Annotated in this window: 22 protein-coding genes and 3 tRNA genes; 8 read left to right on the top strand and 17 right to left on the bottom strand. The window is 44.3% G+C overall.

Annotation, left to right across the window (positions count from 1 at the left end):
• Window positions 1–6 precede the first annotated feature (6 nt).
• The 7 genes from KCV09_RS10170 (at window position 7) to KCV09_RS10140 (ending at window position 6189) form a co-directional block, all read left to right on the top strand.
• A tRNA-Leu gene (locus KCV09_RS10170) sits at window positions 7–91 on the top strand.
• 490 nt (window positions 92–581) lie between these two features.
• A tRNA-Met gene (locus KCV09_RS10165) sits at window positions 582–658 on the top strand.
• A gap of 87 nt (window positions 659–745) precedes the next feature.
• Window positions 746–822, top strand: a tRNA-Met gene (locus KCV09_RS10160).
• A 204-nt stretch (window positions 823–1026) separates the two neighbouring features.
• Window positions 1027–1551 carry a ribosome maturation factor RimP gene (gene rimP / locus KCV09_RS10155; protein ID WP_004932478.1) on the top strand — a complete coding sequence of 175 codons (525 nt, stop codon included), beginning with the start codon at window positions 1027–1029 and terminating at the stop codon, window positions 1549–1551.
• Between the two features lie 35 nt (window positions 1552–1586).
• Window positions 1587–3071 (top strand): transcription termination factor NusA, encoded by a 1485-nt coding sequence (gene nusA, locus KCV09_RS10150; RefSeq protein ID WP_004943981.1) that lies wholly within the window; start codon window positions 1587–1589, stop codon window positions 3069–3071.
• Window positions 3072–3082: 11 nt separating this feature from the next.
• Window positions 3083–5788, top strand: a complete 2706-nt coding sequence (gene infB, locus KCV09_RS10145) for a translation initiation factor IF-2 (protein WP_004932482.1) — start codon at window positions 3083–3085, stop codon at window positions 5786–5788.
• Window positions 5788–6189 (top strand): ribosome-binding factor A, encoded by a 402-nt coding sequence (locus KCV09_RS10140; RefSeq protein ID WP_004932486.1) that lies wholly within the window; start codon window positions 5788–5790, stop codon window positions 6187–6189. The genes infB and KCV09_RS10140 overlap by 1 nt, the downstream gene beginning before the upstream one ends.
• A gap of 43 nt (window positions 6190–6232) precedes the next feature.
• On the opposite strand, the gene KCV09_RS10135 is transcribed toward KCV09_RS10140, so the two are convergent.
• From KCV09_RS10135 to KCV09_RS10055, 17 genes are all read right to left on the bottom strand, one after another.
• Window positions 6233–6637 carry a Na+/H+ antiporter subunit G gene (locus KCV09_RS10135; RefSeq protein ID WP_004943978.1) on the bottom strand — a complete coding sequence of 135 codons (405 nt, stop codon included), beginning with the start codon at window positions 6635–6637 and terminating at the stop codon, window positions 6233–6235.
• A gap of 9 nt (window positions 6638–6646) precedes the next feature.
• Window positions 6647–6922 (bottom strand): monovalent cation/H+ antiporter subunit F, encoded by a 276-nt coding sequence (locus KCV09_RS10130; RefSeq protein WP_004932491.1) that lies wholly within the window; start codon window positions 6920–6922, stop codon window positions 6647–6649.
• Window positions 6919–7446, bottom strand: a complete 528-nt coding sequence (locus KCV09_RS10125) for a Na+/H+ antiporter subunit E (RefSeq protein WP_004932493.1) — start codon at window positions 7444–7446, stop codon at window positions 6919–6921. The genes KCV09_RS10130 and KCV09_RS10125 overlap by 4 nt, the downstream gene beginning before the upstream one ends.
• A 2-nt stretch (window positions 7447–7448) precedes the next feature.
• Window positions 7449–9257, bottom strand: coding sequence for a monovalent cation/H+ antiporter subunit D (locus KCV09_RS10120; protein WP_212515102.1), 1809 nt, complete (start codon window positions 9255–9257; stop codon window positions 7449–7451).
• Window positions 9257–9625, bottom strand: a complete 369-nt coding sequence (locus KCV09_RS10115) for a Na+/H+ antiporter subunit C (RefSeq protein WP_004932497.1) — start codon at window positions 9623–9625, stop codon at window positions 9257–9259. The genes KCV09_RS10120 and KCV09_RS10115 overlap by 1 nt, the downstream gene beginning before the upstream one ends.
• A gap of 2 nt (window positions 9626–9627) precedes the next feature.
• Window positions 9628–12471 carry a monovalent cation/H+ antiporter subunit A gene (locus tag KCV09_RS10110; RefSeq protein ID WP_004932499.1) on the bottom strand — a complete coding sequence of 948 codons (2844 nt, stop codon included), beginning with the start codon at window positions 12469–12471 and terminating at the stop codon, window positions 9628–9630.
• Window positions 12472–12796: 325 nt separating this feature from the next.
• Complete coding sequence (locus tag KCV09_RS10105) at window positions 12797–14167, bottom strand: ATP-binding protein (RefSeq protein ID WP_119689875.1); 1371 nt, start codon at window positions 14165–14167, stop codon at window positions 12797–12799.
• Window positions 14168–14181: 14 nt separating this feature from the next.
• Entirely contained in the window at window positions 14182–15684 is a 1503-nt protein-coding gene (locus tag KCV09_RS10100) for a UvrD-helicase domain-containing protein (RefSeq protein WP_004943964.1), read from the bottom strand.
• Between the two features lie 9 nt (window positions 15685–15693).
• Window positions 15694–16467 (bottom strand): bifunctional phosphoribosyl-AMP cyclohydrolase/phosphoribosyl-ATP diphosphatase HisIE, encoded by a 774-nt coding sequence (gene hisIE / locus KCV09_RS10095; protein ID WP_119689874.1) that lies wholly within the window; start codon window positions 16465–16467, stop codon window positions 15694–15696.
• A 229-nt stretch (window positions 16468–16696) separates the two neighbouring features.
• A complete protein-coding gene (locus tag KCV09_RS10090) occupies window positions 16697–18316 on the bottom strand; it encodes an ABC1 kinase family protein (protein WP_025095309.1) in 1620 nt (539 codons plus the stop codon).
• Window positions 18317–18329: 13 nt separating this feature from the next.
• Window positions 18330–18995 (bottom strand): ubiquinone biosynthesis accessory factor UbiJ, encoded by a 666-nt coding sequence (locus tag KCV09_RS10085; protein WP_119689873.1) that lies wholly within the window; start codon window positions 18993–18995, stop codon window positions 18330–18332.
• Window positions 18996–19008: 13 nt separating this feature from the next.
• Window positions 19009–19953 carry a bifunctional demethylmenaquinone methyltransferase/2-methoxy-6-polyprenyl-1,4-benzoquinol methylase UbiE gene (gene ubiE / locus KCV09_RS10080; protein ID WP_004943959.1) on the bottom strand — a complete coding sequence of 315 codons (945 nt, stop codon included), beginning with the start codon at window positions 19951–19953 and terminating at the stop codon, window positions 19009–19011.
• A gap of 170 nt (window positions 19954–20123) precedes the next feature.
• On the bottom strand, window positions 20124–20828 hold the full coding sequence (locus tag KCV09_RS10075; RefSeq protein ID WP_004943957.1) for an FFLEELY motif protein: 705 nt from the start codon (window positions 20826–20828) through the stop codon (window positions 20124–20126).
• Between the two features lie 104 nt (window positions 20829–20932).
• Entirely contained in the window at window positions 20933–22039 is a 1107-nt protein-coding gene (locus tag KCV09_RS10070) for a fimbrial protein (protein ID WP_025095311.1), read from the bottom strand.
• A gap of 1 nt (window position 22040) precedes the next feature.
• Window positions 22041–24629 (bottom strand): fimbria/pilus outer membrane usher protein, encoded by a 2589-nt coding sequence (locus KCV09_RS10065; protein WP_119025672.1) that lies wholly within the window; start codon window positions 24627–24629, stop codon window positions 22041–22043.
• An 18-nt stretch (window positions 24630–24647) separates the two neighbouring features.
• Window positions 24648–25352, bottom strand: coding sequence for a fimbrial biogenesis chaperone (locus KCV09_RS10060; RefSeq protein WP_151814999.1), 705 nt, complete (start codon window positions 25350–25352; stop codon window positions 24648–24650).
• 20 nt (window positions 25353–25372) lie between these two features.
• Entirely contained in the window at window positions 25373–25909 is a 537-nt protein-coding gene (locus KCV09_RS10055; protein ID WP_048763898.1) for a fimbrial protein, read from the bottom strand.
• Between the two features lie 308 nt (window positions 25910–26217).
• On the opposite strand from KCV09_RS10055, the gene KCV09_RS10050 reads away from it, so the two are divergent.
• Window positions 26218–26550, top strand: coding sequence for a hypothetical protein (locus tag KCV09_RS10050; RefSeq protein ID WP_004943943.1), 333 nt, complete (start codon window positions 26218–26220; stop codon window positions 26548–26550).
• Window positions 26551–26607 lie beyond the last annotated feature (57 nt).

Raw genomic sequence — 26607 nt, 5'->3', positions numbered from 1 at the left:
CAAGCTGCGGTGGTGGTGGAATTGGTAGACACGCTACCTTGAGGTGGTAGTGCTTTCGGGCGTGGGGGTTCAAGTCCCCCCTTCCGCACCAATCTTCAAGTCATTTGATGATTGGTGTATGCAGCAGTTGAAGGAGTCGCATTGAATGCGAACATCCTGAGATTAAAAAAAGGTATCTTTTATAAGATACCTTTTTTTGTTTGTGTAAATTAAAAATATAACCCTAATTTCTTGTTAGGTGCTGATCAGAAGATGATGCGCCGTGTAACGGGATCTGATCTTAAGAATTACACATCAAAATAAATCAAAACCCGAAATAGCCCTCAACATCCTTAACACCAAGAAAATGTGTGCTCGTCAGATGGAAAATCTCGATTTTGAGTGTAAATTGTGCGGTGTTGTTCGATAATTGGGCGTTTGGTGAGTGTAAAGCTGAATAATCGGAATCATTGGTTGACAGGGTGGGTTTAACTCTCTATAGTTCGCTTCACCAGAAAAGTTGCACTGTTTGTGAGACACACAACAGGCTAAGATGTTAAAAATCTTGGTGCAAACTTTTTGCCACACAAAGTGTGTGTTGATGCGGGATGGAGCAGTCTGGTAGCTCGTCGGGCTCATAACCCGAAGGTCGTTGGTTCAAATCCAGCTCCCGCTACCATTTTCAATTTGAGTTGCAAAGTCAAATTGGAGCATTGGTTGAAAGATTGACTTTTTTCAATGAATGTATATAATATTTGCACGTTGATGCGGGATGGAGCAGTCTGGTAGCTCGTCGGGCTCATAACCCGAAGGTCGTTGGTTCAAATCCAGCTCCCGCTACCAAGTTTCTAAGAGGGCTCACAGATAGGTGGGCCTTTTTGCACAGTGGATTTTAGGTTGCTGTGCAAAAATATAGGGGCGATTAACGCCCTTTTTTATTGGCTATCGTGTAGTGTCGACATCAATTGGTCAAATAGTCATGCTTCACTATAGTAAGTCTGAATCGGTCAAAGGACCGATTGAATCGCACAAAAATGACGAGAGTAAATGAAGTTATCAAACAAAACCCAAGCACTCCAAGATCTAATCGCTCCTGCAGTGCAAGCCTGTGACGTCAATCTTTGGGGAATTGAATTTATTCCACAAGGCAAGCGTTCATTATTGCGTATTTTTATTGATAAGCCCGTAGATGAGACTGCTGAACCTGTTGTAAATGAAGACGGGGAAACTGAGCTCGGACGTGGTATTGGCGTTCAGGACTGTGTTCGTGTGACCCAGCAAGTGGGTGCCATCTTGGACGTTCATGATCCGATTTCAGGTGAGTATGCACTTGAAGTTTCATCACCAGGTTGGGATCGACCGTTTTTCCAGCTTGAACAAATGTCTGCATATATCGGACAACAAGTCGCTCTGAGATTAATTAGCGCTGTCGAAAATCGTCGTAAGTTCCAAGCAAAACTGTTGCTCGTAGACCTTGAAAATGAAATGATTCAAGTAGAAGTAGACGGTAAGCATGTGCTTGAGATTGATAGTCATAATATCGACAAAGCAAACTTGATCTATCAGGACTAAATTCATTTAAATTAATAAGAATCTGTAGGTGACTTATGAGCCGTGAAATTCTTACCGTTGTAGAAACGGTTAGTAATGAAAAAGGTGTTAGTCGTGAAGCGATCTTCGAAGCGCTAGAACAAGCTCTTGTTGCGGCAACGAAGAAAAAATTCTACGAAGGCACAAATGCAGAAGAAGCGCAGTTGCGTGTTGAAATTGATCGTAAAACAGGTGACTACCGCACGTTCCGTCAATGGACACTTGTGGCCGATGAAGATCATGAAATGCCAGCATGTCAAGACGCGATTTCTGATGTTGATTCATCAAAATGGTCAATTGGCGATGTGCGTGAACTTGAAGTAGAGTCGATCGAATTTGGTCGTATTGCTGCTCAAATTGCCAAGCAAGTGATTGTACAAAAAATCCGTGAAGCAGAACGCGCACTGATTGCAGATGCTTACGAGTCAAAAGTGGGTGAGCTCATTTATGGCGAAGTGAAAAAGCAAACCAAAGACGGTTTCATTATCGATCTAGGGGACAATGCAGAAGCGTATTTGGCACGTGAAGAAATGATTGCCAAAGAAATTTTGCGTCCTAAGCAACGCGTTAACGCAATTTTGTACAGCGTAAACCGTGAAGGTCGTGGTGCGCAGTTGCTCTTGTCACGTGCACGTCCTGAAATGCTGATGGCATTGATGAAAAAAGAAATTCCAGAAATTTCTGAAGAAATCATTGAAATTAAAGCAGCGGCACGTCAGCCGGGTGTTCGCGCAAAAATTGCTGTGAAAACCAATGACCATCGTATCGATCCTGTTGGTGCATGTATTGGTATGCGTGGTACGCGTATCCAAGCGGTTCAGCAAGAACTCAATGGCGAGCGTATTGATGTCGTGGTATGGTCAGACGATCCAGCACAATACATCGCAAGCGCGCTTGAGCCAGCTGATGTATCGGGCATCGTACTCGATGAGGATACACGCAGTGCCGATATTATTTTTGCAACCAATGATCAGTTGGCGCGTGCAATTGGTTCACAAGGCCAGAATGTACGTCTTGCATCTGAATTAACTGGTTACAAACTCGACATGATGCTTGAAGAAGAGTATCGTGCTCGTCAACAAAATGAAGCACAGCAGTATTTGGACATGTTTGTCACACGTCTGGATATTGAAGAAGATCTCGCAATGGCGCTGGTTGAAATGGGCTTTACTTCTCTTGAAGAAATTGCTTACGTACCACCAGAAACCTTTGATGAAATTGAGCTTGATCAAGAGTTGGTTGAGTTACTTCAAAGCCGTGCAAAAGAAGCCGCATTAACAGATGCATTAAAACAGCAAGAAAATGTTCAAGAACCAAGTCAAGAACTTCTCGAAATGGAAGGCATGACTCGTGAGCTTGCATACGCTCTTGCAGCACGTGGTGTCGTGACAGTTGATGATCTTGCCGATCAAGCAACCGATGATATTTCTGATATCGAAGGTCTTGGTCAAGAAAAAGCAGGTCAACTGATTATGAAAGCACGCGAATCTTGGTTTAATTAAGGGGGTGGTACATGACGGACAAATCCATTAAAGAGTTAGCACTCAGTGTTGATCGTCCTGTTGAAAAGCTCCTTGAACAGGTTCGTGAAGCAGGTCTGCCACAACGTACAGCAAATGACATTATTACCACTGAACAGCAAAATACCTTGGTGAATTACTTGAAAAAGGTTCACGGGCAGGAAAGTGGTGCAGGAAAAATCACGTTGAAACGTAAAACTACCAGTACGGCAAAAGTGGCGAGCACATCAGGCAAAGCCAAAACCATTAACGTAGAAGTTCGCAAGAAGCATACGTTTACCAAGCCAAATCCTGAACAAATCGCTGCTGAAGCCAAAGCGCGTCAGGAAAGCGAAGAAAAAGCACGTACACAAGATCGTACGCGTCAAGTGGCGGAACAACCAAAGCGTGACGAAGTTGTAGAAAATAAAGCGCAAGCAACGTTAAACGCGATGCGTGCTGCTCAGCAAAAAGAAACCGCAAAAACCACAACAGCAACAGCTGAGGTGGTGGTAAAACGTAAATCGACCAATAAACCAATCAAGCCTGTCAATGTAAAACAGGTGGAAACGGCCGAACAACGTAAAGCGCGTGAAGCAGAAGCGGCTAAACTTAAAGCGACAGAAGAAACAGCACGTCGTAAAGCAGCGGAAGAAGCGCAACAGCGTACACTTGAACAAATGCGCAAAATGGCGTCTAAGTATTCAAGTGACGAAGCGACTACGACAATTCGTGTGATTGATGATTCTCCACTTGCTTCAGGTCTAGTTGGCCAAGCTTATGAAGATTCATTTAAGCAAGAAGACCGTGAAATTAAACGCGGTAGCGCAACCACCAATCCGCGTGCGGGTAAAAAAGGTGGCCGCCGTGGTCAAGAAGAGCAAAGCTTTGTTAACCACAATAAACGTGGTTTGAAATCAAGCCAGGCAAATAAGCATGGATTTGAAAAGCCAGTTAAAAAGCAAGTTTATGATGTAGAAATCGGTTCAAGTATTGTTGTTGCCGATCTTGCACAAAAAATGGCAGTCAAAGTACGTGAAGTCATCAAATCACTGATGAAAATGGGTGAGTTGGTTAATCAAGATCAAGCGATTGATCAAGATATCGCTGCACTTGTTGTTGAGGAAATGGGTCATAACCCTGTTTTAGTTTCTGATACACAAGCAGAAGATAACTTGCTTGAAGCGGCTGAAGAAGCACGTGGTGAGCAAACGACTCGTCCGCCAGTTGTGACGATCATGGGTCACGTAGACCATGGTAAAACCTCGTTGCTTGACCGTATTCGTCGCTCGAAAGTGGCAGCGGGTGAAGCGGGTGGTATTACCCAGCACATTGGTGCTTATCACGTTGAAACGCCAAAAGGGATTATTACTTTCCTAGATACTCCGGGACATGCTGCATTTACCTCAATGCGTGCACGTGGTGCGAAAGCAACGGATATCGTGGTATTGGTAGTTGCAGCAGATGACGGTGTAATGCCACAAACTGCAGAAGCAATTGACCATGCGCGTGCAGCAGGTACGCCAATCATTGTTGCAATCAACAAGATGGATAAAGAATCTGCTGATGTAGACCGTGTGTTAAATGAATTAACAACGAAACAAATCGTTCCAGAAGAATGGGGTGGTGATGTTCCGATTGCTAAAGTTTCTGCACACAGTGGACAAGGGATCGATGAACTTCTTGATTTGATTTTGATTCAATCAGAATTGATGGAATTAAAAGCATCTTCTGAAGGTGCTGCGCAGGGTGTTGTGATTGAAGCACGTGTCGACAAAGGCCGTGGTGCAGTGACCTCGATTCTGGTGCAAAACGGTACATTGAACATTGGTGACCTTGTACTTGCAGGTTCATCTTATGGTCGTGTTCGTGCGATGTCCGATGAAAATGGTCAGCCAATCAAATCTGCAGGTCCGTCTATTCCAGTGGAAATTCTGGGCTTACCAGATGCTCCAATGGCGGGTGATGAAGTGCTTGTGGTCAATGACGAGAAGAAAGCTCGTGAAGTGGCTGATGCGCGTGCAGACCGTGAACGTCAAAAACGTATTGAGCGTCAAAGTGCAATGCGTCTTGAAAACATCATGTCATCAATGGGCAAAAAAGACGTTCCAACCGTCAATGTGGTCTTGAAAGCAGACGTACGTGGTACGCTTGAAGCCTTGACTGCAGCCTTGAATGAATTGTCGATGGACGAAGTTCGCGTTCGTGTGATCAGTTCAGGTGTTGGTGCAATCACAGAATCTGACGTAACGCTTGCAGAATCGTCTGAAGCAGTATTGCTTGGCTTTAACGTTCGTGCCGATACAACCGCACGTCAAAAGAGCGATCAAGACGGCATCGACATTCGTTACTACAGCATCATCTATGAATTGATTGATGATGTGAAGAATGCCATGAGCGGTAAGCTTGCACCTGAACACCGTGAAACCATCTTGGGTGTTGCTGAAGTACGTGAAGTATTCCACTCAAGCAAGTTTGGTGCAGCAGCGGGCTGTATGGTACTTGAAGGTATGTTACATCGTAATAAGCCGATTCGCGTATTACGTGATGACGTGGTGGTCTTCCAAGGCGAGCTTGAATCTCTTCGTCGTTATAAAGATGTGGTAGATGAAGTTCGTGCTGGTATGGAATGTGGCCTTGCGGTGAAAGGTTATAAAGACATCAAGGTCAAAGACAAGATCGAAGTCTATGATGTTCAATTAATTAAACGGAGTCTTTAATGGCGGGTAGCCAACGCTTAAAGCGAATGGCGGATTCAGTGCAGCGTGAGTTGTCTGAACTGATCCGTCAGGAGCTGAAAGATCCTCGCTTAGGTGGTCTAGTGACCATCTCGGCGGTGAAAGTCAGTGCAGACATGGGTTATGCTGAAGTTTATGTCACAGTAATGGGGCGTGAGCTCGGTGATGAGCAAAGTGAGGCAGCAAATAAAGAAACGCTAGACGTTTTAAATAAAGCATCTGGTTTCTTGCGCCATGAACTAAGCCGTCGCATCAAGACACGTATTACGCCTAGATTGCGTTTTCATTATGACAAAACCAATGCCTATGGTAATTACATGTTTGGTTTGATTGAAAAGGCAGTACAAGATCTGCCAGAACAGTCGCCTGAAGATAAATCTTAAATAAAAAAAAGCCACCTTCGGGTGGCTTTTTTTTGCTGCACTTTTAATCCTTGGGAGGATCCATAGGCGGTTTAGTCGATGAGAAGCGTTGACCGAATTTATAGCGATCCCACGGTAAAGGACGATTAATACTTTCAGGCACTTCACCACTTAAAGAGCGTAAACGCAAATGTAATGCCGCCTGTGCCATCAAGTTGGCTGAAACGGGTGCTGTGATAAATGCCAGTAAGGTAATGATCAGCTCTGCAAAGCCGAAGCGACCATGAAATGCAGAATACATAATTGAGGCAATCAAAAAACCGCCCAAACCTAAAGTACTGGCTTTGGTGGGTGCATGCAGGCGCATAAATAGATCGGGCAGGCGAATCATGCCAATTCCACCAATCAGAATAAAAAAGGCGCCAATCAATAAAAAGATCGAAACCAGAATTTCCATGATCAATTGCATGAGTTGCTCCTAGTCAATGACATGCCCAGTGGTAAAATAACGTGCCAATGCGACAGTCGAAACAAAGCCCAGCATGGCAATCAGCAAGGCGCCTTCAAACAGATTGGTGGTGGCCCAGTAAATTCCCAGCACAATCACCAAACAGGTTGCATTTAAAAACAAGGTGTCGAGTGCCAGTAGTCGATCAATAACCGAAGGCCCCATGACCAAACGAATCAGGCAAAGAAACATCGAAATCGTAATGGCAACCAAACAGATGCCTAAAGCATAAGGAAGTATGGTCATGCGCGATCTCCTTGATTTGGATCGACCTCAAAAATGGCAAGTAGCGGTTTTTCGTAGCGATCTTTAATATCTTGAATATCCAGCTCAGTATCGTCTGTGCTGAGTGAATGCACCAGAATATCACCACGTTCCTGATCAATACCCGCAGATACGGTGCCAGGTGTGGTGGTAATAATCATCGCCAGCAAACTGTTCACCTGTTCATGCTGGGTTTCTAGCGGTACACGATACCATTTGGGACACAAACGATCAGTTGGCCCTAGCACCAATTTGGCGACGCGAATGTTGGAGATTACGATATCCCAAAGCACCACAAAAACCAGCTTGATGGCCAGCGTCCAGTGAATGTGCGGCGTACGTTTAATAAACGGACGCATCATTCGTGGAATAAAAATACCCAGTAAAGCTGCCAAGAGCAGATGTCCAAACTCCACGCTATGCGACAGCATGAGCCAGCTCAATACTACAATCACTGAAACAAATGGATGAGGGAACCAACGTTCAAGTAAAGAATCTTTTTTCATCTCTATTGCTCCATTGGTTTGAGTTGGGCATCACTTGGTGCAACTTGCTCGTTTTTAAGCTGCTGTTCAATCTGGCGCAGTTTATAAGACGAGATATGTTCACCGTTTAAACTATTTGGCGACACAACATACGGAATATAGTGGGCATTGGCATCCGGCGCTTCTCCGCCATATTTGGTTTCCGGCAAATAGGTTGGATCAAAAGCTTGAACGCTAATCACTTGGCCTTCACGGTCTTTTTTCAATACCTGATCGACATACAATGAGCGATCACGTATTTGCTCGGCGGTCGCTTGCGTGTATTGCTGAATGGGCGATGCAAAAACGACGTAAGCCGTTAAAATACTTAAAAACACATAAATCGTGATGTTATTGCGTGCCGGAGCACGGCCAGGTAAAGCCTGATAACGTACATATTCTGGTTGTGTTGGATCTTGCTCAGGACGGCTTGAGCGCCAAAACAGCACAAAGCCCACACGAGTCAGTGCAATAATACTGAGCAAACTCACGATCAAAATAATGGCAATAATCCAGCCCTGATGCGCCGACTGTGCTGTGGCCTGTAAAATAAAGACTTTACCAAGGAACCCACTAAACGGGGGCAGGCCTGCAAGCATGAGTGCAATCAGTAGATAAACAATCGAGAGTAGCTTGTCTTGTTTCATTTGCGGCGCAATTTTAAGGTGATCCTTAAACTCACCACGTTGCGCAGTAATCCAGCCTGAAAACAGATAAAATGCTGCTGCAATCAGGGTACTATGCACCAGATAATACAGTGCTGCAGCCCATGCTTGCGTGTTGGCCATGGCAATGGCAATCAGTAATGTACCGACCGACGACAAGATCATAAACCCGATAAAGCGACGTAAACGATCTGCTCCAATAGCGCCAATCACACCATAAATGGAGGTGATCAGGCCAATAGGCAGTAGCCATTGCTGTAACATCGCTTGTGAGAAGGTGTCATCAAATACCGTACCATTAACACGTAAAATGGCATAAATCCCCACTTTGGTCATAATGGTGAAAATTGCAGCGACGGGCGTTGTGGCCACAGCATAGGTTTTCGGTAGCCAAAATCCAACAGGAAGCATGGCTGCTTTAATTCCAAAAACCACAAATAACAATAAGCCACCCGCTGCTGCAAGTTTGTGTGCATCAGGCTCAAGAATTGGCATTAAGCGTGCCACATCCGCCATATTGAGACTGCCGACACTGCCATAAATCATCCCGAGGCCAATCAAAAATAGTGCAGAAGCCAGCAAGTTGATGGTGACGTAATGTATTCCCAATTGAAACCGCGCTTTGCCTTGTGTATGTAACAGCAGTACATACGATGCCAACAGCAAAACTTCAAAAAAGACAAACAGGTTGAATAAGTCGCCCGTTAAAAATGCCCCGGACACCCCCATGAGTAAAAAATGAAACATGGTATGGAAATAACGACCACGCGCATCCCACTCTTTGCTGGCAAACCACAATACAGGTGCAGCAAGGGCATAAGTAAGCAACAGCATGAATGCAGACAAGCGATCCAGAATTAATACAATGCCAAACGGTGCCGACCATTCTCCGAGTTGATAAACCGTAATCTGGCCGGTATTGGCGATCATGAAATAACTAATCGCGGTTGCCAGACTCAACAAGATTGAAACTAAACTGATGCCGCGACGCCATGGCTGGCGCGGATCGTGATCTAAAGCGCCCGATCCGGGATTCCCCAACAAAATGAGTGCAAATGCAGTAAAAGCCGGAATTAAAATACTCATGATTGGCGCATGAGCATGCCAGAAGGTCATAAAATCAAACATTATGGCTTGTCCTCACGCGGGTCATAGTTCAGTGATGGATCTTCTTTTGAATCGACATGATCGGTTCCAGACTCATAACGACTGCGGATGGCCAATTGCACCACAAAGGCTGTGGTCGCAAATCCAATCACAATCGCAGTCAACACCAAAGCCTGAGGTAAGGGGTCTGTTACATTGGCTGTTTCGGTGAGTACGGCAGGAGAGTTCGTCTGCAAGCGTCCCATTGCAAACAAAAATAAATTCACAGCATAACCAATCATGGCCAGTCCCAACACGACGGGAAAGGTACGCGCACGTAGAATCAAATAAATACCAGTTGCAACCAATAATCCGATTGCAGAGGCCAGTAAAAACTCAAGACTTATCATGGTCAATCTCCTTCACGTAGAACAGGACCAGACATGGTGGAATGTCGAGAATCCCCCAAGACTGAAATCAGCAGCATGGTGGCGCCCACAACCGTGGCATAAACGCCCACGTCAAAAGCTGCGGCACTGGCCAGATGCATTTCTCCCAAAAGTGGCGGATGTACATAAATATGCGCACTGGTCAAAAATGGACGTAACCAGTACCATGCGGCTAAACCCGTAAGCCCTGCAATCATGAGTCCTGAACCAATCCAGATTTCATATAAGCGACCAGATTTGGCTTGCAATAGACGCTCAGCGCGATCCTGACCCTGTGCAACATACTGAATGATCAATGCCATGGAGGTAATCAAGCCAGCAATGAATCCGCCTCCCGGATAATTATGCCCACGTAAAAAGATATACAGGCTCACCACCAATGCCACAGGAAGTACCCATGAGGCTGTGGTTCTGAGCATGAGAGGAGAGGGATTAAAACGATAGGTCAGACCTGGTGTCACGCTGGTGCCGTGGATTCGCATGCCATCCATGAGGCACAGTGCACCCAAGGCAGCAATTCCGAGTACCGTGATTTCACCGAAGGTATCGAAGCCACGGAAATCGACCAGAATAACGTTGACCACGTTTGAACCGCCGCCAAGTGGAAGCGATTGTTGTAAGAAGAACCATGAAATTGAATTGTGATCACGCGTTAGAATCAGCCATGCAATCCAGCCCACCCCAGCGCCACCCAAAATCGCGATACTGGCATCGCGCCAGCGACGCGTACGTTTGGATTCATACGGTGTAAGTTGTGGCAGCAACGACAAACTCATCAGCAATAATACTGTGGTCACCACATCGACGGTAATTTGGGTCAAGGCAAGGTCAGGTGCAGAAAGGCCGACAAACACCATGGTCACCACCAAACCAATCGCACCGCTGATTAAGACAGCTTTGATTCGTTCATGATGGAACCAGATCATCATCCAGCAGGCACAGAAAAGTACCAGCCATAACACCACAGCAGCCCACGGTGCCAGTAACAGCTCACGTGTTCCAGTGGTCAAGCCCTGATTCACCAGAGGTGTGGCGACAATGGCAATGCTAAAAAGTAAAATCCAAAACAGATAAAGCTGTAATGATCCGGTTTCTGTGCTGAGCTTGATTTTACGACTGCCCAACAATAAATAATGAAGGAAACGATCAAACAGCTCACGCCCTTGCAAGCGCCCCAAATAAGGGTCTAAATCGATATCGCGCAAGCGCTGACCTTTTGCAAGTGCAAAATAAAACAATGCCCCACCCACCAGTGCGATGACACTCATCAGCAGTGGCAGATTAAAACCATGCCAAATCGCCAGATGACTTCCTGCAAAATCTGGTGTCATCAGGCTTGCACGGGTGGTTTGATTGACAATGTTTTCGACCAAGAGCGCCGGTAAAATACCGACTAAAATACACAAAGTTGCCAGCAAGATTGCAGGTAAACGCATGCCGATTGGTGGTTCATGTGCATTTTTGTTGGGAACTTTACTGCCGATTGGACCATCAAAAAATACGCCGTGTACCAGTCGAATCGAGTAACTCACGGCAAAAATACCCGCCAGTGTTGCCACGATAATCGAGAAGATCAGCGCACCACCCGAAAGATTGGCCACCAACTCGGTAAAGAACATTTCTTTAGAGATAAAGCCATTGGTGAGTGGAACGCCAGCCATCGAAGCGGCAGTGATCATGGTCAGGGTGCCGGTAAAGGGCAGCATTTGCCAAATTCCGCTGAGTTTGCGTAAATCGCGTGTTTGGGTTTCGTGGTCGATAATTCCCGCGATCATAAACAGCGCTGCTTTAAAGGTGGCATGGTTAATGATGTGAAAAATCGCCGCAGCCACCGCAAGCGGTGATCCGATACCGAGCAAACACACAATAAGCCCTAAGTGGCTGATGGTGGAATATGCCAAAAGACCTTTTAGATCTTCTTTAAAAATCGCAAAGAAAGCAGCCATACATAAGGTAAATAGGCCGACAAACGTCACGATATTATGATACAGCGCTGCACCCACAAAAATCGGGGCCAAACGTGCCAGCAGGAAAATTCCTGCCTTCACCATGGTTGCAGAATGCAAATAGGCCGAGACAGGTGTAGGGGCTGCCATGGCATTGGGTAACCAGAAGTGAAACGGGAATTGCGCGCTTTTGGTAAATGCACCCAGTAGAATCAGCAGCAAAGCCGGTACAAATAGGCTATGTGATTGAATCAGCTCTTTCATTCCGAGCAGTTGATCAATCTGATAAGTTCCTGCGATTTGACCCAGCAAAATAAATCCGCCCAGCATCGCAAGACCGCCCATACCTGTAATGGTAAGTGCCATACGTGAGCCACGCTGTGCCGCTTCGTAATTCCCCCAATATCCCACCAGTAAAAAAGATGAAATACTGGTCAATTCCCAAAAAATCAGGAGCAGAATGAGGTTGTTGGAAAGTGAAATTCCCAGCATGGCTGCCATAAAAATCATCAGCAACATATACAGCTTGGAGAGGGAATTTTTGGCGCTCAGGTAATAATATGCATAGATATAAATCAGTGTACCGATGCCGGTAATGAGGAGGCTAAACAGCAAGCCCAACGCATCGAGACGAAAACTGAGATTGATTCCAAGTTGAGGTAGCCATGCCCAGCTTTGCTGAACAACGGCACCACTAAATACCGCCTGAGCTTGGGTCAAGAGCAAACTGAAACTGGCGAGACTGACCCCAATGGCACCGAGTGCGGTGATCCCTCGAGAAAATCGCTGCAGAAATAAGACAAGTGTTGTGCCTAATATTAACGGTAATAAGATAATGATCGGTAACACGCTGGTATCCATGTCATGAGTTAGGCCGTAGCCTAAACGTGAATCTTATCTTTTAAGCGGTCTAGGATGACAAAGAGCCTTCCAAATATTGATCACTTAAAAACCAAAATAGAACAAAGCAAGGAAAAAACAAGCTGTATTGCGCAACTTGAAAAAACAAAATAAAACTATCCAAAGCAGTATACAGGATAGAAAATAAACACACCTCAACGCTTACATGAAAATAACATTATCAAAGACTTAAATGAAGACTTCAGGCTAAGATAGTGATTTTCATTGATAGGTAATTTCAATTGTAACACAAAATCTGATTTAATTTGTTAATTATTCAGCCTATTTATCGTGCGGAATCAACATGCGGTTCATCTGAGGGTAAATCTGGCTTGAGCAGCTGAATCAGTTGCTGTTTTTGTTCTGGCGAAAGTGACTGAATTTGCGCCACTAAACCATCTAGTTGCTCGGTGCCAGCCAGTAAGCAAGGCGACTCATCGGGAGTCGATTCAGTCGCTTGATTAAACAGTCGATTATAGATTTGATCATAAAGATGTACTGGGGCACTGGGTTCAATAGTGTGAATTTGAAAATGGATCAGTTTCAACGATTGATAATCGCTGGCATGCTCAAGTAATTCGTCCCGATTGCCTGTCGCGATAATTTGAATGGCCGGAAAGGCACGACTCAGACGCTTTAATATTTCATGCGAAAGCTGATGGTCCAGCTGTGCATCGATATGGTCGATCATCAAAATCCCTTCGCCTTCAAGGCAAGGGTACAGACTAAATGGATTCAGCAAGCATAGGCGTCTGACCACATCTCCCACCAGTGCGATCCAGACTTTGAGTGAGTTAGACAATTGTTGATAAGGGAGGAGCTGCCCTTGATAGCGCACCATAAGTTGCAATTTAGGGTGATACTCAAGATAAAGATCGGTCAATTCAGGAAAAACCATTTGCAAACTATTTTTCAGTGCTTGCAAATGTGGCGTTTTTAATTGAGCCTGCGCATGAAACATTACTTCTTCAAGTGGTGGTGCATTGCTGTCTTCATCATGTTGGGTGACGCGTTGTAGAAGCTGAGCAGCCTGAGCATTTTCAACATCACTGACTTCACGCAACCATTCAAAAAAGCGTGCAAATGTGGTGTAGGGTGGCGTCACAGTTTCATAGGCAGAAATGGGTTGAAACACCGCCGGAATATTTTTGCTGAGTAAATTTACTTCGTGAATAAAACGATCGGCAGGGTAGTAAGCGATCAGAGGCAGGCCTTGTAACGGATCTTGATGTATGGCGTGCTGATAAAGACTAACCAGTTGTTCAAGTTGTTGCGTATCAACTTGACTGATGCCTGTCCCACTGGCCGATAAGGTTTTAAATAGTCGCCATGTGCATCCGTGAGCGTCGTATTGTTGTACATCGCTGCTTTCTGTGATCACACCTATTTCAGCAGGAAATTGGACATCCAATTGAATTTTTGCCTGCGTTTTTTGAAAGCTGATATCTTGATCTTGCATGACAATGCCGGCAGCACGCGCGTCTTTAAAGCGTGCAGGAAACCAACTGAGCGCCTGAAAAAGATGCTTGAGCAGCGTGGTTTTACCTGATGAATGCTCACCTAGAATCAATGTGACGGGCTTTTGAGCGTAATCGAACTGTACGTCAAGGTTTTGAAATGGACCAATATGTTTGAGACGGATCGATTTTAGCTTCATCAGTGGCTCACTCTCTATACGACAGATGTACTCAAGCGCTGTGACGAGCGTAACTTGAGCTGTTGCACAAGATCATAAATATGATGGATGTTCAAACTTACTTTAGCACGTGTACAAGCCACATAGAGCAGACGAAGTTCTTCATCTGTAATTTTATGCTCTAAATTGTTAATTTTAAATTGGTAGTCGTCTTCAATATGCACGCGGTTCCACTCAAGACCTTTGGCTTTATGTGCCGTTGAGATCACATAGTCTGCTTGCTCAATCGGCGTAATCTTGGACAATGCCTTTTTAAGAGGGGCTGTACCATGGTCATCGACCAGTTTCACCAAAGGCTTAATGTCACTGCCATCATTGGTTTCACAATATTCATGTACATCATGCCATGAATTGAACCATGCCAGCTCTGGAACGTCGGTCACACGTTTGCCCTGTTTGAGCTGGCTGGCCGCATCGACAAAGCGATTGAGTTTATTGTGATCGGCTTGCAGGCTGACTTTATCGCCATGAACCAGACCAGAAAGGAGTAACTCCATGGCACGGGCATTGGTTCTGCACAAAATCGCATCACGCTGTTTGGTATGCGGTTTGTTGACGACTTTTGAATTCAGTTCGGGATTGCCCAGTAGCGGGATGGTTTCATTCAGTCCATACAGCAGATGATTGGCAATATCGGCAATACTTTCGCCAAAGCGAAACGAGGTGGTCAGGCGTGACTCAGGCAAGGGCAGTTGTTGCATGGCATTGACTGCACCGCGCCAAGCATAAATTTGCTGATGTGCATCCCCTACATAAATCACTTGGGTACTACGTTGTTTGAGCAAGATGCCGAGCATGAGTGGATCGGCATCTTGTGCTTCATCAAATAGCACATAATCGGCTGGAATGACGGGATTTGATAACGCCCAGAGCTTGAGGTAGATATCGTGCCCGATACCCGCCTGATGCTGTGGATCAATCGATTCTAGCCAGCGCCGCTCAACTGCCGGATAAAGATGCTGTTGAAGCTGATCGATGTCATCGGGATGCAGCCAGCTCGGTGCCTGAATATGTCGAGGTGCAGGATATTGCGAGTTGGTCGAGCAAAAGTAACTGACCGTGTTGGCCACTAAACTGGCTAAACGACTGGGCATCAGCACATATTTTTCGTAACGCCCGCCCATTAATCGACGTAAAGTAATCGGCTCAAGCCGATAATCCTTGGCCATAAAGCTGGGGCTGAGTCGTGGTAAGCGAAGTTTATCGGTAACGCCGCGTGGCACACTGCGAAATGCCAATGAATGAAAGGTTCTGCAATCCACTTGTCGATGAAACTTTTGCTGTGCCTCACTGGCAATGGCTTTGTTAAAAGCCAGATACATGCCACGCCGTGCAGGCATGGCATCACTGATCATTTGCAAGGTGGTGGTTTTTCCTGTGCCTGCATAGGCAATCACCTTAAACGATTCACCCAAACGGGCATTGTCAATTGCGGTCGCTTGTTCGTATGTGGCTTTTGGTTTTTCTTGGCTCGACACAGGTGGCAGTTATCCTTTTATCCGATTGGCTTTTTCGACCAGACCCGATAGGCCTTGACGTCGTGCCAGTTCATTGAGTACCAATTCAGGACTGAGATCGAAATAGCCCAGCATGATAATGCTATGGAACCAAAGATCGGCTGTTTCATAAATTAAATCATTGCGCGTTGCATCACTTGGTTGGTGTGCAAACTCTTTAGCCGCCAGCAGGGTTTCAATATTTTCTTCACCCACTTTCTCTAAAATCTTGTTTAGGCCTTTTTGATACAGACTGGCCACGTAGGAGCTGTCTGCTTGTGCCTGCTTACGCGCTTGCATGAGCTGACCAAGGTAGGCAAGAACATCGATTTGATCATTGGTCTTGAGAGTGTCGTGTGGCTCTTGCTTGGCCGTTTCACCATAAATGGCGGTTGGATCTTTGAGCTGCGCATCAACGATTTCCCAACCTTGTGGAGTCAGTACGCGATAAAAACAGGATTCACGGCCTGTATGGCAGGCAATGCCACCGTGCTGCTCGATCTGTAAAATAATGACATCCGCATCACAGTCGAGACGAATTTCATACACGGTTTGAAAGTGCCCAGATTCTTCGCCCTTATGCCAAAGCTTTTGACGCGAACGTGAGAAATACACGGCCTGTTTTTTTTCTGCGGTTAAAGCCAAGGATTCACGATTCATCCAAGCGACCATCAAAATACGACCAGTTTGATGATGCTGCGCGATGGCTGGAATTAATCCTTGTTCGTTAAATTTTACTTCATCGAGCCATTGCACGTTGTTCATGAGACATCACCAATATGGAAATAGAAAAAGAGTTGTTGGTCATTTAAGACGGTTATAGTGTACGGCATCTGATCGGATTTGCGAAAAAAAACTCGATCTTTTGGCCAGATTCATGGGGGAGCTTTATCGGCATATACGAAAAACTGGGCCATATGGCCCAGTCGGATTGGCATGCTTCATTAGGCAGATAGCGCTCATGAAGCAGCCTGCACGAGATTACGCCGTGCTTTTATTTGGTCACGCGCCAGAGCGCAATTAGTGTAGCCACGACAATTAAAGGAGCTGAGAAATACCACGGTGCAATCACAGCAATACTGAGTAAAATTGCAATCATGCTGCCAAAGATCCAGCTCCGCTTTTGTTGCTGTTCCATTTGCAAACGTAATTGCAGAATTTCACGCACCTGACGATCTTGCCATGCAGATTGATTTTTTAATCCGTTTAAACTGTCGATCATTAAGGTCGGAAGGTCATGCGCACCCAATAACAGATCAGGAATTTGCTGACCCAACGCCTTCATGTTTTTGACTGGATTCATTTCCGCTTTCACCCATTCAGTCAAAATAGGTTTGGCCAGTTTCCAGATATCCAGCTGTGGATACAAATCGGTGCCCAAACCTTCTACATGGACCAATGTTTTGAGCAGCAGCATCAGTTGAGGTGGAATTTCCAAACGAAAGCGTCGGGCAATATCCATCACCTGCAATAAAATACCGGCAAAGTCGAGCTGATCCATGGGTTTAGAGACCATCGGGCCCACGGTACGGCGCATTTCACGAGCCAAGGCATCCTGATCGGTGCCGGGTGGAATCCAGCCCGCTTGGTGTACAATCTGAATCAGCTGCATAAAGTTACTGTTCATTACTGCCAGTAGCATGCGTGCAACGGTCATCTGATCCGATTTGGACAACTCGCCCATAATCGCACAATCGAGTCCAATGAAACGTGGATTAGTTGGATTGAGGGTTTCAACAAAGACATTGCCAGGATGCATGTCGGCATGGAAAAAGTTGTCGCGGAAAACCTGTGTAAAGAAAATCGTGAGACCTTTTTCGGCCAGTTGTGCACGATCCATACCAAGGCGATCAAAGGTGGCGGTATCGGAAATCGGCACACCTGTAATGCGCTCTGCCACCATCACGTCGGTACTGTCCATATAAACTTCGGGCACATACATCATGCTTGAGCCCGTAAAGTTATGGCGCATGCGACGGGTATTGTCCGCTTCAAGTGTGAGATCCAGTTCATTGAGAATGATCTGACGGTAATCTTGAATAATTTCAGTTAAATGCAGTGCGCGTGCGGCCTCAATCCGGCTTTCGAGCCATTGACCAAGCCATGTGATAATTTCAAAATCTTGCAGAATCTGACTGCGAATATCGGGACGTGTAACTTTAACCACCACTTCTCGACCATCAAACAAAGCCGCGGTATGCACCTGTGCAATTGAGGCAGCGGCAAGGGGCTGTTCGTCAAAACGTGCAAAGAGTGTATTTACATCGGCTTTCAGCGCATTCTGGATCCGCTGTTTGGCAATCTGGGTATCAAATGGCTTAACCTGATCTTGTAATAATACCAATTGTGCCAAAATTTCAGGTGGAATTAGATCACGACGTGTCGAGAGCAATTGCCCCATCTTGATGGCCAGTGGCCCCATATCTTCAATGGCTTCTTTGAGCTTGAACGGATTTTTACGTTCACGGCTCGACCATGCGGCAGGATGTAGACGGATCAGATTAAGGGCATGGCGTGCTTTGGTAGGCAATTCTTCCGCAGGAAACAGGGTGTCGAGCCGATAGTGTGCAGCAATACGCCAGAGTTCGAGTAACCGTGAAACGTGCGGAACCATAGTCAGTTGTCACCTAATTGTTGGGTAGTATCTTGGTTTTAAGTTGTGAAAGTCTGGCTTCGAGTCGATCCAGCTCTTGATTCAATTTACGGGTTTGGCCTTGAAGCGCGTTCATTTGCCAGCGTGAAGCGAACAAACCGGTATCTTCTTTGAGTGCATCTTCAGCAAAAAATAATCCGCTTTCGACTGCACGTTTGAGGTGTTTGGGCACACCGCCGAGTTTGCCCAGTTCATGTGCAAGCGCAGGGCCAACCCATGGACTCAAATGTGATGCAAGATCAGGTTCAGCTTCATTTAAAATACGCTGTATGTCTTGCAACAGATGATAATCACCTTGAAGCGGTACATTACCGATCTGCTCTGGATCGCTGAGGAGCAATTTAAGGAGCGAGATGACATTGGGCACATGCAAGGTAGCGGTGGCGTCGATGACGCAGTGTTGTTGATCAAAAGGGCGTTGTTCAAAGATTGACGCTTTCTCGGCATGTCCTGTCACTGTAGGTTCAAGACGCACCTTGTGTTCATCAAAAAACACATCCACCGACAGCTGCGGACTGTCAATCACCACACGCAGCAGCTTGCCTTGAAGACGGTTGAGCTGGATGCGGGTAATGGCATCCAGATCGATAAAATGATGAATACAGCGTTCGATTGCACCTAGCGCAAGAATCGACCACATCAGATTACATCCTTTAAAGTTTGAATCCACGGTGAACAGCCACAATACCGCCGGTGAGGTTGTGATAGTCGCAGTTTTTAAAGCCAGCCTGCTCCATCATACCTTTTAAGGTACGCTGATCAGGATGCATACGAATCGATTCGGCCAGATATTTATAGCTTTCGGCATCGTTGGCTACAAGTTTGCCCATGATTGGCAAGGCGGTAAATGAGTAAAAATCGTAAAGCTTTGAAAAAGGTTCAAAGACGGGTTTTGAAAACTCAAGGACCAACAGGCGACCACCCGGTTTTAGTACACGATACATCGCTTCAAGTGCGGCATCTTTATCGGTGACATTACGTAAGCCAAAGCTGATCGTCAGCAGATCAAAGCTGTTGTCTGCAAAAGGTTCGAGTGTTTCGGCATTGGCCAGTACAAAATCTACATTGGTACAGCCTGCATCGAGTAAACGGTCACGCCCGACGTTAAGCATCGACTCATTGATATCGGAAAGTACGACACGTCCTTGAGGGCCGACTTCACGGCTAAACACTTTGGCAAGATCCCCAGTACCGCCCGCAATATCCAGCACATGCTGCCCACGGCGCACACCCGACATATTAATTGCAAAACGTTTCCACAAACGATGAATACCAAATGACATCAAGTCATTCATGATGTCGTATTTACTCGCCACGGAGTGGAACACTTCGGCCACTTTTTGGGCCTTATCTTCGGCTTTTACAGTTTGATATCCAAAGTGTGTGGTATCACCGACATTGCCTGTTTTACCTGCACCCCGTGGTAAATTATATTTTGGTACATTACTGATCGGCGCATCGTTGAATTCTTGTTGTAACGACTGTTGCTGACCTTGTGGTGTGCCTTGAGGAAGTGGGCTATTCAGGAAAGGACTGGTACTGTCTGAACGTTGAGCCGGCTCAGTAGGAGTAGTGGGCGTTTGATTTTCGTTAGACATGATGTCGCTCCTGAATGTAAACACACATGATCAAATGATAATGGCTGTGCATGATGACAGAGTTTGGAGTTGTTTGACAGACGTCATCATGCAATTGTTATTAATACTATACATAAAATGCAGCAGTGCAAGCATGGCATGCACCCTGCTGAAAACGCAAGGAAAGCAGATCAATAAAATGGATCAGGATGCCCTGCATGAACCTTTTCAACAATCTCGCGCTCTTTGTGGGTAAAGGCCTTGATAAACGCTTCAGCCGACTTCATGGGTTTCATGGCGCGAAAGCCTTCATCAATAAAGTGATACATCAACTCAAAGTTATGCTTCATGACTGGCCCTTTGGCCATTTTAAATGCGGTATACATTACAAATGAGCGCATATATTTATCAAGCGCTTTGCCGAGGTCATCGAGTAAAGCCAACTGATGTAGTCGCTGCGCTTTCTGGTCGAGCTGAATTAAAGTTTGACGCATCATTTCGTCTGTAATGGGTGTGTCGACTGGATAGTCTTTAAGAAGTTGCAGTGCAATTTGTTCGTCTAATTCAAGCGCAAGAATGGCTAAACTAATCGATTTCGTCCCCGTTTTGATGGCATTGTCGGGCACCAGTTTTTCAACTTTATGGGCATATTTGAGTAATCGTTCAATTTGAGCCGCCAGTGGATCAAAGTCGGGGCCACCATATAAACGATTTAAAAAATAATCTGTCATTAAGCGATATTGTGGTTGTTCAAACAGATCGGAATGGGTATGTATCATTCGGGCTTTGAGCCAGCTTTGTGCATCAAAAAGACGATCGCGCAAAATCGGATCATGATGATGCGCAAGCGCATGATACTGCTTTAATAAGTCATCAAATGGAGCAAGCTTGGACATAACGAACGTGCAAAAAGAACATATTTAGAAAAGCATACGTTGCTTTCATGAGTAGAGCTATGGCCATTTAATCTGGACGCTTAAAAAAAATCCCAATGCGTAAACTATTTAAAATAAACCTCATAATTGAGCGTAGAGCTAAATTGTCCCGCAGTAGACGGTTTGGCTAGAAAAAAGACACCCGCTTCAAAGTTTTTCGTGAGGGTCGAACCGTTGCTGCTTCCAAAATCAAATGTACTGTCTAGCGCAATCGGCTGGGTACTGCCTGCTTCATAGACTTTAATGCCCACTACATTTTTCATACCGGTTTCAGAAGGCGTTATGGTGTTGGTGTCATAGGCTTGTGTTGAAGTAAACTTGCCTGCAAAAGGATAGGCCGCACAATTTTTACCTGTTGTAGTTACATTAATAGTGAAAGGTGTACGGCGTAAAATAGGACCGACATCTTGATAAGTGTAGTAAGAGCCTAAATCGACATTTTGTGTATTTAAACTGGTTACGCAGTCAATATAAGTCACAGCAACATTCGAAATTTTTTCCTGAAAGTTGCCATTAGCATTTCGTCCGCTGTCACCATCAAGTTGAAAAACTTGATAGGTTTGTGCGCTCGAATTGAAATTGTTTCCTGTACCCCGTGATTTAATGTAAAGCGAATAATTAATCGTAATCGTTCGTGGGTCTGAACATCTCCGAGTTGCTTGACCCCAGAAGTTATAAGCTTGCTTTCCAATTAGTGTACAGTTGGCTTGTGCTGTTGAGGTGTTAGTTTGAGTATTGATTGCGATCAAACCTGTATCGATGCGAGTATCAGATGAAGTTGATGTTGAATCGATTGGATATTCATTACCATTATATCGAATACCAACGATTAAATTAGTATTTTTAAATGCCTGCGCTAAATTTCTACCTAAATCATCCAGATACAGATAGGCTTTTTCTGTGTTATTTGTATTATAGTCGTCATAACAGGTAAAGGTTGTGGTATAGACGGGCGACTGCCAAAGTATCGTGCCAGCAGCTTGATTTGAATTTGTAACCTTTATATTGCCAACTGAGGTTGTGTGTGTAGTGTTCGTTGCCGAGTTGATATTAAAGTTGGTGGGCGATTTTGAGCCTTCCAGACAGCGTGTTGCCCAGCTATTTTGAGTACCGATAAGAATCGTTAAAATAAACATACACAGCTGTAAGAAGCCAGATCGGGTCATTTGCATGTTAATGTGCTCCTACAGCAGTACATGAAACATTGATTTCATCATAACCTGTTTGACGGTTACTTAAGGTAGGCAATGTCAATTGGCACTGCTCGGTTGTATCTTCACCCCATTTCACCAAAAGTGTTTGTCCTGAGCTGACACCGCTTAAAAATGCCTGACCATTGAGTCCAACCAGACCAACATTTTTCTGGGTTTTTATATCGATTACAGATGCGCCTGTCGTGACTGTTTTACCATTAAAAGATAATGTGGTGAGTACACTCTGACCAGATCTCACATCGAATTTTACTTTCACAACAGCGTATTTGGTTGGAACAATATCACTAATGACAGGATCATCAATGTTTACGTTCTGACCGATATCTTCAGCTCTTAATGCAACACGGTTGCGCATATAGGCTGTACTGCCACTGATAACCGCATAGCCGGATTTATCAACTTTTAAACCCGCCTGATTCTCAACACGTACACCTTCTGCACCTTTGGCCTCAATCACGATTGGATTGCTATACATTTGCTGACCAAAAATAATGCCATCGGAATGTACCAAAACACCGCCGTTAATATTGGCTGAAGCTTGCTGATACTGATTAGAGTAAGTATAGCCAAAGCTGGAATTGAGTTTGGTTCCTCTGTAATTGGTATTAAACGCAACACTGTTATTATTATTTTGTTCAGCATATCCAAACTGAACCTGAGCGTTCAGATTCTTGTCTTCGAGGAAATTGCCTGAAAGCGCTGTGGTGGTGTTGCTACCTGTAGAACCTGAATATTGATAACTGGTATTCGAAATCAAATCGTATTTTTTGATGGTCATTGGACGATCAAGCGGAATACTGATGTTAAAGCCGACATTGTAGTCTGAGCTCTGGAACATGGATTTTGTTTTTTGATAGTACAAGCCATAAAAGATACCTTTATAGTTATGGTTGTACCCGACTTGCCAGCTTTCCTGATTAAATTCTTTCTGCCAAAAATCAGTTTTGGCTAACGTTGCATATACTTGTCCGCGCTGTCCCAAACTCTGATTAAAAGACACCTGAAACTGATTACGTTTATTGTAATAAGTAGAAGAATAATAGTAACGACGACGTTCCTCTTCACTTAATTGATCATTATTGCTTGCAGTGGTGTCGTCGTAGGTGTATTCGTAGAGCCCATTTTTCCATTGGGCCTTTTCTTGTAAGGCATCACCTAGACTATAGTAGTTTTGAGTAGAATAGCGATATCCGACAACACGGATATTGGTCCCTAAACTATTGAGTGATTTAGAGTAAAGAAAGCGTAAACTTCCGCCTTCTTTCTTATCGCCTTGAGCTGTAGTATTTTGCGCATAAGTGATATCACTTGAAAGTGCGCCAAAATTCCCCATCGACACCGCAAGACCTGTGGCAACGGCGTAGTAGTCCTGAGCGGCAATCGCACCTGTATATGGGGTCAGGTAATTATTTAAGCCGTAGGCATAACTTAATTGGGCAAAGTATGGATGATAGTTATTATAGGTTCCATCACGGTACTGTCCTGCCGTCAGCTGGAACTTACTTTGACCTGCCCGCACCATATTAGGAACAGCAGAATAAGGTTGAACAAATTTTTTAATGCGTCCATCACTTTCAATAATGGAAACTTCTAGATCACCACTTTGATTCGCTGCATATAAATCGTTAATGACGAAGTTGCCTGCAGCCACATTGGTGGTATAGATAATATAGCCATTTTGACGAATCTCGATCAGTGCATTGGTCTGGGCAACGCCTCGAATTACAGGAGCATAGTTTTGTAAACCCAATGGCAGTTGAATCGTATCGCTACTGAGCTGAACACCACGAAAATTAATGCTATCGAATACATCATTGCTACTTGAGGCATCGCCAAGCTCCAGACGCATCGGAATTGCGGTATGCAAATCACGTTCAAATTTATTCGAAACTGTTTGCCAGTGCGTGGATTGACCTGAATATTGAGTTAGGCTGCTTTGGTTGCGATAGCGCCATGCGCCGTAATTGAAGCCGCCGTTTAAAAAGAGGGCGTTATTATAGCGATCTTCAGTATTTTTATTATTGAAATAGTTAGAGCTAAGAGAGTAGTTGAGAACAAGTGCATTAATGCCTTGATTAAATAAACGTACAGGCACATAACCACGTGCATATTGTTGTAAATTGATTTGTGGTATCGATAAATCAATCTTTTGTGCATTGGTATCGGTGGTAATTGTGGCATTTGGGATTGCACTTAAATCATAACAACCAGCAGCATTTTGTCTTTTTTCTGAAGGAGATTGAAATAAAATGCTGTAATCGTCAATTAAATGCTGATCAAGACAAGGCACAACATTGTTGTGCTCATCTTTTAAAAACTCGACTGAGCGAGTTCCTACTTTTTGTCCATTAATAAAAATTGAAAAATCGTATGTTCCTGGCGTAATGCTATATCCATTTTTGACTGCCTCAATGGAAACCTGATCGGTTACATCCTGCAAAAATGCAACATTAAACTCAGTATCAGCCGCATGTGCAAGGGAACTATATATTCCTATGCACACCGCTGTGAGTCGAAAAGGGAGATTTTTCAATAATAAATTTGGCATATAAGATAGACAGGTCGTTTATTTCAATGCAACAGTAGGCATAGACGTATTGCCGCCATATTCATTGATATACGTATAGCTAATACTGCTTAAATTTTTTGGTAGATTTTTTAATACATCAATCGTTTTAAATGGCGCAACCATATCATGATTCATATTGGCCACAGGCTGTGTCTCATTGTTTAATTTCAAGTCGCCAATGGTGACAAATAACGGGCTTTTATTTTCAAGCTTTAAGGTATTGCCTTCGACATACCAGCGTAACTGTTTAACGGCATCGGAAAGCTCAAGCTCAACTGATTTTGGTCGATAAAATAATTTGATTTTTGATCTAACTGCCAGTTGAAGCGTATTTTCAACTTCCGGCTTTGGCGGAATTTCTTGAATATTAATCCAGAACTGACTTTCTCTGTCTGTTGCCAAACCATTTCCCGAATAAATGATTCTTAGTACAGTTTCTTTTTTTGAATCAAGCTTCAGTAAAGGTGGGGTAATGACAAAAGGGACTTTGGTATCTGCAAGAGGTGTCTCGCCAGCTTCAATCCAGTTTTGAACCATATAGGCTTTATCTGCATTGTTGCGAATAGTGAGCGTTGCAGCTTTGGCATCACCATTGTAGATGACGCGGCTTGCTAAGGCTTGAACAGCTGAATGGCTGGTGATGGGTAAACAAATACTGCTCGCAGTAATACAGACAGCTGTTAAAAAACGATTCAAGCGCATAGCAAACCTACTTCAATAAATTACTTTTGTTGTAATGTAACACGTGCAGTCGCGTTTGCCGCGCCAGCCGCTACAGTTGCACCAGTTGCTTGGTAGAATGCTTGCAAATTAAGCGTACCTGTTGCCGCACCAGCAGTTGAGCCTGTTGTGGTTAAAGATGCATTTGATGCGCTACTTGCAGTTGTGTTGATGTTAACTGCTGTAGAACCGTCAGCACTTGCAAGACCAATACCGACGCCAGTTGCATTACTCACTTTAAACAAGTTTGTATTGGCTGCATCTGCTGTACCGATAAAAGCAAACTGATAAGTACCCGCATTACAGTTATTTACTGAAAGAGTAAACGGTTGTGGGCTTGATTTATCGCCTGTGTTTTTGAATGTAGAAGTTGGCCAGTTTCCTAAAGTAACGTCAGCTGAAGCAGTGCCATTTACTGTAACGTCGCATGCAGCTGCAACAACGTTACCTTTAAAGTTGATTGTACCCGCGTCAGCAAAGCTCTGAGTTGAAATTGTTAAGGTAGCAACAGTTGCTAGAAGAGCAATAGTAGACTTCATAGGAGAACCCTTTTCCAAATTAAGTTTTTAAATTGATGGTTTTTGCATAAAAATAAACATTGCGTCAATAAATTTACTTAATCTAGAATTTATGTGACGAAGTTCATGTTTTAATCATACTATATCTTTACAAAAAAAAACCATACTTAAAATTATAAAAATGAGACTTTTCTTCATATTTTTTTGTTTTATGCGACCTTTAGTGGTTTTTTTATGCTTTTTGTATAGTGTAAGCACTTATTTCATAATGATAAATTTGCTAAAACATTCAATATAAAAAATAAATAGCGCCTCAGAGGGAGAGTGTTTTGAAAAATAACTACAAACATCTATTCCCTATCTTCTTAGCTGTCACCTGTTATTCGGGATGTTATGCGGCAGAAAGTGCGGAAATTCATTTTGTTGGTAATATTGTAGAGCCTGCATGTGAAGTCACGGTGCAAATCGATGATCCGCGATGTGAGCAGCAGGTAAAATCGGCAGGTCTTGAGCGTTTGGCTTCAATTACTCAAACAGAAACCTCTTTTGATGCGCTTTCTGCGTGGTTAAATTCAAATACGTCGTCTTCCTTTGCTTCAATGCAATTGGTTGCGGTAAAGCAGAATGTTCAACTTGGTAATCTGGTGGTGCAATACCGTTAAGCAAAACTCGCATGAGCATCTGTACATGAATTTAATGCAGGATTGTTTTTTTGTCGG

Source organism: Acinetobacter soli, assembly GCF_018139125.1.
Classification (GTDB): Bacteria; Pseudomonadota; Gammaproteobacteria; order Pseudomonadales; family Moraxellaceae; genus Acinetobacter; species Acinetobacter soli.
The sequence above is the reverse complement of the archived record's forward strand: the minus strand, read 5'-3'. Positions and strand labels throughout refer to the sequence as shown.